Source organism: Polaribacter sp. Hel_I_88, assembly GCF_000687935.1.
Classification (GTDB): domain Bacteria; phylum Bacteroidota; class Bacteroidia; order Flavobacteriales; family Flavobacteriaceae; genus Polaribacter.
In genome coordinates, this window is record NZ_JHZZ01000001.1 from 1,752,149 (window position 1) to 1,763,962 (window position 11,814).

Genomic DNA, 11,814 nt, shown 5'->3' on the forward strand with positions numbered 1-11,814 from the left:
TAATGAAATACTTGTAATTTTATAAAGGATCATAGAAATCGTACAAAGTGGTAAAAGTACCATTTATTTTAAACTCACTATTATACATTTGAGTAAATATAAAGATAATCTTTACAAATTATGCAAGATAACAAAGTCCAAATTTTTGACACAACTTTAAGAGATGGAGAGCAGGTTCCTGGCTGTAAATTAGATACCAAACAGAAACTAGTAATTGCAGAACGATTAGATTTATTAGGAGTAAATGTAATTGAAGCTGGTTTTCCTGTGTCTAGTCCTGGAGATTTCAAATCTGTATCAGAAATTGCCAAAATTGTAAAAAATGCAACTGTTTGTGGTTTAACAAGAGCTGTAGAAAATGATATAAAAGTAGCTGCAGAAGCTTTGAAATATGCAAAATATCCAAGAATTCATACAGGAATTGGTACAAGCGATTCTCATATAAAATTTAAATTTAATTCAACCAGAGAACAAGTTATAGAAAGAGCTGTAAATGCTGTAAAATACTCAAAATCTTTTGTAGAAGATGTAGAATTTTATGCAGAAGATGCAGGGAGAACAGACAATGAATATTTAGCAAGAGTTTGTGAAGCCGTTATTAAAGCTGGTGCAACTGTTTTAAATATTCCTGATACAACAGGGTATTGTTTACCAGAAGAATATGGTGCAAAAATGAAGTATTTGCGTGAAAACGTAAAAGGAATCGAAAATGTAATTCTTTCTTGTCATTGTCATAACGATTTAGGAATGGCAACTGCCAACTCAATTGCTGGTGTTATTAATGGAGCTCGTCAAATAGAGTGTACAATTAACGGAATTGGAGAACGTGCAGGAAACACAGCTTTAGAAGAAGTTGTAATGATTTTAAAACAACATCCTTATTTAAATTTAGAAACATCCATCAACACAAAATTATTATATGATACTAGTATGATGGTTCGTGAAAAAATGGGAATGCCTGTGCAACCTAACAAAGCTATTGTTGGTGCAAATGCGTTTGCTCACAGTTCAGGAATTCATCAAGATGGAGTTATAAAAAACAGAGAAACATACGAAATTATGGATCCTGAAGATGTTGGTGTTACAGAAAGTGCCATTGTTTTAACTGCCAGAAGTGGAAGAGCTGCTTTAGCTTATAGATCTAAAAAAATTGGGTATGAATTAACGAAAGTTCAGTTAGATAAAGCTTACGCTTCTTTTTTAGAAACAGCAGATAAGCAAAAGGAAGTTAAAGACGAAGACATTCATTTGATTATGAAAGATATAAATAAAGTATCAAAAGTAGAAGTTGCTTAAAAAAGAGGCGATAAATTTTGTCTTAATTGTTTATTTGATTATCATTGGCGTGTTTAAAAACTAAGAATTTTCTTATATGAAATTTACAATCGCAGTAATTCCAGGAGATGGTATTGGTCCAGAAGTTATAACGCAAGCAAAGAAAGCATTAGATGCTGTTGCAGAAGCTTACGATCATATTTTTTTATACAAAGAGGCTCAATTGGGCTCTTGTGCCATTGATGCTACAGGAGGTCCTTTGCCAAAAAAAACAATTGAGATTTGTAAAAAAGCAGATGCCATTTTATTTGGTGCAGTTGGTGATCCTAAATACGATAATGATCCATCAGCAAAAGTGCGTCCAGAACAAGGTTTATTACAATTACGAAAAGAGTTAGATTTATATTGTGGAGTAAGACCTTTAAAGGCTTACAATAACTTAATTGCAAATTCGCCTTTAAAAAGAGAACTTATAAAAAACACAGATTTTATCATTTTTAGAGAATTAACGGGTGGCATTTATTTCGGAAAAAAAGAGCTGAGTGAAGACATGCAAACAGCTTCCGATCTTTCTACATATACTGTAAGCGAGATTACTAGAGTTGCCCATTTGGCATTTCAATCAGCCTTGCAAAGAAAGAAAAAAGTTACGTTGGTAGACAAAGCAAATGTGTTAGAAACTTCACGTTTATGGAGAAAGACTGTAACTGAAATCGCAAAAGAATATAAAGATGTAGAATTAGAATATTTGTTTGTAGATAATGCTGCCATGAAAATGATTTTAAATCCAAAACATTTTGATGTGATCTTAACAGAAAACCTTTTTGGAGATATGATTTCCGATGTTGCAAGCGCATTATGTGGTTCCATTGGTTTAATGGCTTCCTCATCAATAGGAAACAATAACGGACTTTTTGAACCTATTCATGGTTCTTACAATCAAGCAGCAGGTAAGGATATTGCAAATCCATTGGCATCGATTTTATCAGCAGGAATGTTACTAAAATATTTAGGCTTGCATGAAGAGGCAGATGCTATTGAAAGAGCTGTAGATAAATCTTTAGCCTTAGGAATTACCACAGAAGATATTAAAAGAAAAATTCAGAGTTCAACTTCTACCTCAAAAGTTGGCGATTTTATTGCAGATTATATCACCAATCAAGATGATAGCAATATGAATTTCAAAAACATTCACATGGGGCAAAGTACTATTATTTAAAATATTTTTTTGAAGCTATTTCCAGCTTTCAGCACTCGCTTTTTTTGCCTAAAAAGGCAAAAAAGATCTCAAACAAATGCTTCAATCTGGGCTAGACTAGTTTGCCAAAACCAGTAATTAATTAAAATTGATTGTTTATTTAAATAAAATTTACAATATTTGAAATATGAAAAAACAAGTAGTAAATATCATTTCTATTATTATTGTCGTTGTAATTATTACGACATGATAGGAAAGTGATATTTATATTTTTTTATAATAGAACCTTCCAATAAAATGGAAGGTTTTTTTTATGAATTTATTTAAAGTATTGAATATCATTTTAAAAACTAGTTAAAGTGTTTTAAATCAGATATGTAATATGCTTTTTAAATACCTGAATTTAAAGAATAGAGTTGCATTTTACGCAACAAAAACATAGAAAATTAATAATTTAGACAAAGAATTGAATAAAACAGTACATGGAATTAAATAAACACAGCAAAAGATTAACACAAGATGAATCTCAACCAGCATCTCAAGCAATGTTGTATGCAGTTGGTTTATCTGATGAAGATATGAGCAAAGCTCAAGTTGGTATTGCAAGTACAGGTTATGATGGTAATCCATGTAACATGCACTTAAACAATTTGGCTGCAGAAGTAAAAGTGGAATCTAAAATTGCTGGTTTAGTGGGTTTAGGTTTTAATACAATTGGTGTTTCAGACGGAATTTCTATGGGAACTTCTGGAATGAATTACTCATTAGCATCAAGAGATATTATTGCAGATTCTATAGAAACTGTTATGAATGCGCAAAGTTATGATGCTTTAGTTTCAGTTGTTGGTTGTGATAAAAATATGCCAGGAGCTGTGATTGCAATGTTGCGTTTAAATCGTCCATCAATTATGATGTATGGAGGAACCATTGCATCAGGAAATTACAAAGGAAAAAAACTAAATATTGTTTCTGCTTTTGAAGCTTTAGGACAAAAAGTAGCAGGAGAAATAGAGGAAGATGAATACAGAGAAATTATAAAAAGAGCAATTCCAGGAGCAGGAGCTTGTGGAGGAATGTACACTGCAAACACAATGGCTTCTGCTATTGAATGTATGGGTTTTGCTTTGCCTTACAATTCATCAATTCCTGCAGAAAATCCTAATAAATTATCAGAAGCAGAAAGAACAGCTTTAGCAATCAAAAATTTATTAGAATTAGATTTAAAACCTTTAGATATTATTTCTAAAAAATCGTTAGAAAATGCCATTGCAATAGTAAACGCTTTAGGAGGTTCTACAAATGCAGTATTACACTTTTTAGCAATTGCACATGCAGCAGATATCGATTTTACCTTAGAAGATTTTCAAAAAGTATCAGACAGAACTCCACTAATTGCAGATTTAAAACCATCAGGAAAATACTTAATGGAAGATGTGCATGGAGTTGGAGGAACACCTGCAATCATGAAATATTTATTGCAAGAAGGTTTTTTACATGGAGATTGTATGACTGTTACTGGTAAAACATTAGCAGAAAATTTAGCAGATGTTAATGCTATGGAATTTGAAGAGCAAGATGTTATTTTTCCAAAAGATAAAGCATTAAAATCATCAGGAAATATTCAAATAATTTACGGAAATCTAGCTACTGAAGGAGCTGTCGCAAAAATTTCTGGAAACGAAGGTTTACTTTTTGAAGGTAAAGCTGTGGTTTATGATGGTGAACAAGCTGCAAATACAGGAATATCTAATGGAGAAGTAGAAAGAGGAGATGTAGTCGTCATTAGATATGTGGGTCCAAAAGGTGGCCCAGGAATGCCAGAAATGTTAAAGCCAACGTCTTTAATTATGGGAGCAGGTTTAGGAAAATCGGTTGCTTTAATTACTGATGGCCGTTTTTCAGGAGGAACTCATGGTTTTGTAGTGGGGCATATTACACCAGAAGCACAATCTGGAGGAACAATCGGAATTTTAGAAACTGGAGATAAAATTAGAATTAGTGCAGAAGACAACTCTATAAATGTTTTACTTTCTGATGAAGAAATTGCAGAAAGAAAAGCAAAATGGGTTGCTCCAGCATTAAAACACACAAAAGGGATTTTATACAAATATGCAAAAACAGTAGCATCAGCATCTAAAGGATGTGTTACTGATTTATAGACTAATATTGAATCAAGATAAGAAAGAGACAAGACTTCCTGCAAGGTTTCAAAAACCTTGTAGGTATTTTAAATAGACATTTAAATTCTTTTGTCAGAATATAAAATAGAATACTATGGAAACTCAAACCATAACAAACACAGAAACTGCTAAAAAAGTTACAGAAAGAATTTCTGGTAGCGAAGCAATTGTTAGATGTTTAATAGCAGAAGATGTAAAGATAATTTACGGTTATCCAGGAGGTGCAATCATGCCAGTTTATGATGAATTGTATAAATATCAAGATAAAATTCATCATGTTTTAACTAGGCATGAACAAGGTGCTACTCATGCTGCACAAGGTTTTGCAAGAATTTCTGGTCAAGTTGGTGTTGCAATTGCAACTTCTGGGCCAGGAGCAACCAATTTAATTACAGGAATTGCAGATGCTCAGATAGATTCTACACCAATGGTTTGTATAACTGGTCAAGTTCCTTCTCATTTATTAGGTTCTGATGCTTTTCAAGAAACCGATATTGTAGGTATTTCTACGCCAGTTACAAAATGGAATTGTCAAGTTACAAAAGCAGCAGATATTCCTGCAGCTTTAGCTAAAGCATTTTACATAGCAAAAAGTGGAAGACCAGGTCCTGTTTTAGTAGATATAACAAAAGATGCACAGTTTGAGGAATTTGATTTTGTCTATGAGAAATGTGAAAAAGTTAGAAGCTATTTACCAATTCCAAAAACAGTTGCAGGTTCCTTAGAGGCTGCTGCAAAAATTATCAACGAAGCAAAAAAACCTTTTATTATTTGGGGACAAGGAGTTGTTTTAAGTGAAGCAGAACAAGAGTTAATTGCAGTTGTAGAAAAAGCAGGAATTCCTGCTGCTTGGACAATTTTAGGAGCATCAGCAATAGCAACTTCTCATCCATTAAATGTAGGTATGTTAGGAATGCATGGAAATTATGCACCTAATAAATTAACCAACGAATGTGATGTTTTAATCGCAATTGGAATGCGTTTTGACGATAGAGTTACAGGCGATTTAAATAAATATGCAAAACAGGCAAAAGTTATTCATTTTGAAATTGATCCTGCAGAAGTTGATAAAAATGTAAAAACAGATGTTGCAGTTTTAGGTGATGCAAAAGATACATTAGCAAAGTTGCTGCCATTATTAAATGCAAATTCACACATAGATTGGCATCAACAATTTAAAGATTTATACAAAATTGAATATAACAAAGTAATTAAAAATGATATTTATCCAACGAAAGAAGGATTAACAATGGGTGAAGTGATTCATCAAATTAATGTTGAAAGTAAAGGTGAAGCTGCTATTGTAACAGATGTTGGGCAACATCAAATGATTGCTTGTAGATATGCAGATTTCAACAAAACAAAAAGTAATATTACTTCTGGTGGTTTAGGAACTATGGGTTTTGGCTTGCCAGCAGCAATTGGTGCAAAAATGGCAGCTCCAGAACGTGAAGTAGTTTCTATTTCTGGTGATGGAGGTTACCAAATGACTATTCAAGAATTAGGAACTATTTTTCAGCAAAAAGCAGCTGTAAAAATTGTTGTTTTAAATAACGAGTTTTTAGGAATGGTTCGTCAGTGGCAACAGTTGTTTTTTGACAGACGTTATGCGTCTACAGAAATGACAAACCCTAATTTTGTAGCCATTGCAGAAGGGTATTACATCAAAGCAAAAAAAGTTACCAAAAGATCAGAACTTGCAGATGCTGTTAAAGAAATGATGGAAAGCAAGGAAGCTTACTTCTTGGAGGTTTGTGTAGAAAAAGAAGGTAATGTTTTCCCAATGGTGCCTTCTGGAGCAAGTGTTTCAGATATTAGGTTGGAGTAGGTTAAAGTTGGAAGTTGGGAGTTGGGAGTGTGAAGTTTGAAGTTGGAAGAAGATCAACTTTTATAAAATTTAAAGAAATTATTTAGAAAAAAGAATACAAAACAAAGATGAAAGACGAAGAGTGAGAACTTTAAATCTTGAATCTTTAAACCTTGAACTTACGAGTATGAGTACAGAAAAAGAACAATTATATGCAGTATCTATTTATACTGAAAATAATATTGGGTTGTTGAATAGAATTTCAGCAATTTTTCAAAGAAGGCATATCAATATAGAGAGTTTAAATACATCTCCATCAGAAATTGAAGGTGTTTCTAAGTTTACTATTGTTGTGAATATGAATGAGGTTAATATCAAAAAAATTATTGGTCAAATAGAAAAGCAAGTGGAGGTTATCAAAGCTTACTATCATAGTTTAGATGATATTATTTATCAAATTTCTGGGTTGTTTAAAATCAAGTCTGAACTATTATTCGAAGAACGCCAAATTCAGAATATCATTAAAGAAAGTAATGCAAGAATTGTAACTGTTAATAAAGAATTTTTTGTGCTTGAAAAATCAGGTAAAAAAGAGGAAATAGTAACCTTATACAATAAATTAAGTGTCTTTGGGATTATGCAATATACCAGATCAGGGTTGATTGCAATTACCAAAGAAGAAATGAAAATATCAGAATTATTAGAAACATATAGTAACTAAAATTAAAAAAAGAGCCTAGAAAAAGGAAGATAGAGTATAGACTGAAGTTCTTAAATTAGAATTTCTCTATTCTCTTTTTTCTATCAACTTTTAAAACAAACAAAAATAAAAAATGTCAAATTATTTCAACACATTAACATTAAGAGAAAAGTTAGAGCAATTAGGAAAATGTAGATTTATGGACGCTTCAGAATTTGAAGACGGAATAAACGCATTAAAAGAAAAGAAAATTGTTATTGTGGGTTGTGGAGCACAAGGTTTAAACCAAGGTTTAAATATGAGAGATTCTGGTTTAGAAATTTCTTATGCTTTGCGTCAAGCAGCAATCGACCAAAAAAGAGATTCTTTTAAAAATGCAAGTTCTAACGATTTTAAAGTGGGTACTTACGAAGAATTGTTGCCAACTGCAGATTTGGTCATCAACCTAACTCCAGATAAACAACATACAAATGTGGTAAAAACGGTAATGCCTTTAATGAAAAAAGGAGCAACTTTATCGTATTCTCATGGTTTTAATATTGTGGAAGAAGGGATGCAAATTCGTGAAGATTTGACTGTAATTATGGTGGCACCTAAATGCCCAGGTTCTGAAGTTCGAGAAGAATATAAAAGAGGATTTGGAGTACCAACATTAATTGCAGTGCATCCAGAAAATGATCCAGAAAATAAAGGTTGGGATCAAGCAAAAGCATATGCAGTAGCAACTGGAGGTCATAAAGCAGGTGTTTTAGCATCTTCTTTTGTAGCCGAGGTAAAGTCGGATTTAATGGGAGAACAAACCATTTTATGTGGATTATTACAAACTGGTGCAATTTTATCTTTTGATAAAATGGTTGCAGAGGGAATTGACGCTGGTTATGCAGCTAAGTTAATTCAATATGGTTGGGAGACTGTTACAGAAGCCCTAAAACATGGAGGAATTACAAACATGATGGACAGATTGTCTAATCCTGCAAAAGTGGAAGCATTTCGTTTATCAGAAGAATTAAAAGACATTATGCGTCCATTGTTTCAAAAACATATGGATGATATTATGACTGGTCACTTCTCTAAAACCATGATGGAAGATTGGGCTAATGACGATAAAAACTTACTAACTTGGAGAGAAGCAACAGGAAATACAGCTTTCGAAAAACAAAAAGTTACGCACCAAGAGATTTCTGAACAAGAGTATTTTGATCATGGAACTTTATTAGTCGCTTTTGTAAGAGCTGGAGTAGAATTGGCTTTTGAAGCAATGACAGAATCTGGAATTATTGATGCTTCTGCATACTATGAGTCTTTACATGAAACGCCTTTAATTGCCAATACAATTGCACGTAAAAAATTATACGAAATGAATCGTGTAATTTCTGATACAGCAGAATATGGTTGTTATTTATTTGATCATGCTTGTAAACCTTTGTTGACTGATTTTATGAAAACAGTTTCTACAAATGTAATTGGACAAAAATTTTCAGAGTCTAATGATGTTGACAATCAAGAATTGATTAGAATTAATGCCATTATTAGAAATCATCCTGTAGAAAAAGTAGGTGCAAAATTAAGAGCTTCTATGACAGCTATGAAAGTTATAAAATCTGCTTAAAAAAATTTCCTCCATTATTATAACAAACCTGTCAAACTACTAAATTTTGACAGGTTTTTTTTTGCATTTAAACCATTAATCAATTTTTTTGATTTTTTAGTTTCGTTAAAATTTATAATGATATATGTTTTTATATATATCTTTATCAAATGTTTAACCAAATCAGTCACCAAATGAAAAAACTTAAATTTAATTTATTTCCAGTAGTTGCTTTGTTTCTATTATTAGGATTCAACGCTTGTAAAGAAGAAGTCAAAGAAGACAAACTTTCTGTAGAGTTTGAAAAATACGAATTAGAAAACGGCTTACAAGTTGTTTTACATCAAGATAAATCAGATCCAATTGTGTCTGTGGCAATTCAATATGGAGTTGGTTCTAACAGAGAAAAAACGGGTAGAACAGGTTTTGCACACTTATTTGAACACATGTTGTTTCAAGAGTCAGAAAATGTTCCTCAAGATCAATTTTTTAAGACAATTCAGGATTTAGGGGGGACTTTAAATGGTGGAACTTGGAAAGATGGAACTATTTATTACGAAGTTGTGCCAAAAAACGCACTAGAAACTGTAATGTGGTTGGAAAGCGATAGAATGGGTTTTTTAATAAACACAGTTACAGAATCTGCTTTTTATAATCAACAAGAAGTTGTACAAAATGAAAAAAGACAACGAGTTGATAACAATCCTTATGGTCATACAAGTTGGGTTTTAGACAAGGCAATTTATCCAGAAGATCATCCTTATAACTGGCAAGTTATTGGAGAATTGGTAGATTTACAAAGTGCAACTGTAGAAGATGTTAAAGAATTTTACGACATGTATTATGGTCCAAATAATGCAACTTTAGTACTTGCAGGAGATTTTGAAAAAGAAGATGCAAAAGCGTTGGTTGAAAAATATTTTGGAGAAATTAAAAAGCGTCAAGAAGTTGCGCCTCTAGAGCCTCAAAGAGTTACGCTAGCAGAAACTAAAAGGTTGTATCATGAAGATAATTTTGCAAGAGCGCCACAATTACACATGGTTTGGCCAACTTTAGAGCAATATACAGAAGATGCATATGCGTTAGATTTTTTATCTCAGCTATTATCAGATGGAAAAAAAGCGCCAATGTATAAAGTGTTGGTGAAAGAAAAAGAATTGACTTCTAGAGTTTCTGCCTATAATAATTCGCAAGAATTGGCTGGAGAATTTCATGTGGTAGTTACTGCAAATTCTGGTAAAAATTTAGCAGAAGTAGAAACAGCAATTAAGGAATCTTTCCAAAGATTTGAAGAAGAAGGAGTTTCAGAAAAAGATGTAGAACGTATTAAAGCAAGTTTAGAAACTGGTTTTTACAATTCAATTAGTAGTGTTTTAGGAAAGTCTTTTCAGTTAGCTAGGTATAATGTTTTTACGGGAGATCCTTCTTTTATCACTCAAGATATAGAAAATATTAAAAAGGTTACAAAAGATGATATTATGCGTGTTTACAATACGTATATAAAAAACAAACCTTATGTAATTACAAGTTTTGTTCCTAAAGGAAGTTTAGATTTAATTGCAGAAAATTCTACGAAAGCAAATATTGTAGAAGAAGAAATCAAAGAAAATGTAGCTGTTGAAATCGAAGAAAAAAATGATGAAGTTGTAAAAACACCCTCAAATTTTGATAGATCTAAAGCTCCAGATATGGGCGAATCTCCAAAATTAAATATTCCAGAATCTTGGGCTGTTATTTTAGAGAACGACATGAAAGTTTTAGGAATTGAGCAAACAGAATTGCCAATTGTAAACTTTAGTATTGTTTTGGATGGTGGTCATTTACTAGATGATATTAATAAAAATGGTGTTGCAAACATCATGACTGATATTTTGATGGAAGGAACTGCCACTAAAACTCCAGAGCAATTAGAAGAAGAAATTGAATTGTTGGGAGCATCTATTAATATGTATACAGGTGATGAAGCAATTACAATTAGTGGAAATACATTGGTTCGTAACTTTGATGCCACTATGAAATTAGTAGAAGAAATTTTACTAAATCCAAGATGGGATGAAGAAGAATTAGCAAGAATTAAAACGAGTACTATCAATAGTATTAATCGTTCTTCTGCAAATCCAAATGTGGTAGCAAACAATATATCAAACAAAATTTTATATGGTAAAGATCACATTTTTGCATATCCAGCAAGTGGAACAGCTGAATCTGTAGAATCGATTACGATGCAAGATTTAAAAGATTTTTATGCAAAAAACTTTTCACCATCAGTAGCAAAATTTCATATTGTTGGTAATATTAAAAAGGATAAAGTAGTAGAAGTTTTAGCTAGTTTAGAAGAAAACTGGAAAAGTAAAGAAGTTACAATTCCTACATATGCTTTAAATTCTGAAAGAGATAAATCGTCTTTATATTTTGTTGATATTCCAGATGCTAAACAATCTATCATTAATATTGGTTACTTATCGATGGCAAAAACAGATCCAGATTATTTTCCTGCAACTGTTATGAATTATAAATTAGGAGGTTCTTTCTCTGGAAACGTAAATTTAATTTTAAGAGAAGAAAAAGGCTATACATATGGAGCTAGAACAGGTTTTAGTGGTTCTAAAATTCCTGGAACTTTCTCAGCATCATCTAGTGTAAGAACAAATACAACAGCAGAATCTGTAGGTATTTTTAGAGAAGAAATAGAAAAGTATAAAGAAGGTATCTCTGAGGATGATTTACAGTTTACTAAAAATGCGTTGATAAAATCGAATGCAAGACGTTTCGAATCTCAATTTGCTCTTTTAGGAATGTTACAAGACATTAGCAATTATGATATGTCCAAAAGCTACATCGCAGACGAAGAAAAAATTGTGAGAGAAATGACTTTAGAGCGTCACAAAGAATTGGCAAATAAATATTTAGATGCTAAAAAAATGGGCTATTTAGTAGTTGGTGATGCAGCTACTCAGTATGAAAAAGTCAAAGAATTAGGTTTTGATGAAGTAATTTTAATGGATAAGGATGGCAATGAAATTAAGCCAGTAAAACAGTAGTTTTTTGTCAATTTGATAGATTACA

7 protein-coding genes are annotated in these 11,814 nt (G+C 32.0%); all 7 read left to right on the plus strand.

The annotated features are described in order from the left end of the window. Positions 1–120 precede the first annotated feature (120 nt). On the plus strand, positions 121–1,296 hold the full coding sequence (locus tag P161_RS18250; protein WP_081817006.1) for a 2-isopropylmalate synthase: 1,176 nt from the start codon (positions 121–123) through the stop codon (positions 1,294–1,296). A 76-nt stretch (positions 1,297–1,372) separates the two neighbouring features. Beyond that, the gene (leuB, locus tag P161_RS0107885; RefSeq protein WP_026776471.1) at positions 1,373–2,494 is read left to right on the plus strand and encodes a 3-isopropylmalate dehydrogenase; all 1,122 of its coding nucleotides are present in this window, start codon (positions 1,373–1,375) and stop codon (positions 2,492–2,494) included. Positions 2,495–2,955: 461 nt separating this feature from the next. Next, the gene (ilvD, locus tag P161_RS0107890; protein WP_026776472.1) at positions 2,956–4,632 is read left to right on the plus strand and encodes a dihydroxy-acid dehydratase; all 1,677 of its coding nucleotides are present in this window, start codon (positions 2,956–2,958) and stop codon (positions 4,630–4,632) included. Positions 4,633–4,747: 115 nt separating this feature from the next. Beyond that, the gene (ilvB, locus tag P161_RS0107895) at positions 4,748–6,481 is read left to right on the plus strand and encodes a biosynthetic-type acetolactate synthase large subunit (protein WP_026776473.1); all 1,734 of its coding nucleotides are present in this window, start codon (positions 4,748–4,750) and stop codon (positions 6,479–6,481) included. 166 nt (positions 6,482–6,647) lie between these two features. Beyond that, a complete protein-coding gene (gene ilvN, locus P161_RS0107900) occupies positions 6,648–7,181 on the plus strand; it encodes an acetolactate synthase small subunit (protein ID WP_026776474.1) in 534 nt (177 codons plus the stop codon). Positions 7,182–7,293: 112 nt separating this feature from the next. Next, positions 7,294–8,769, plus strand: coding sequence for a ketol-acid reductoisomerase (gene ilvC, locus P161_RS0107905; protein WP_026776475.1), 1,476 nt, complete (start codon positions 7,294–7,296; stop codon positions 8,767–8,769). Between the two features lie 173 nt (positions 8,770–8,942). Continuing rightward, positions 8,943–11,789: a pitrilysin family protein gene (locus tag P161_RS0107910; protein ID WP_026776476.1), complete on the plus strand. Its 2,847-nt coding sequence runs from the start codon at positions 8,943–8,945 to the stop codon at positions 11,787–11,789. Positions 11,790–11,814 lie beyond the last annotated feature (25 nt).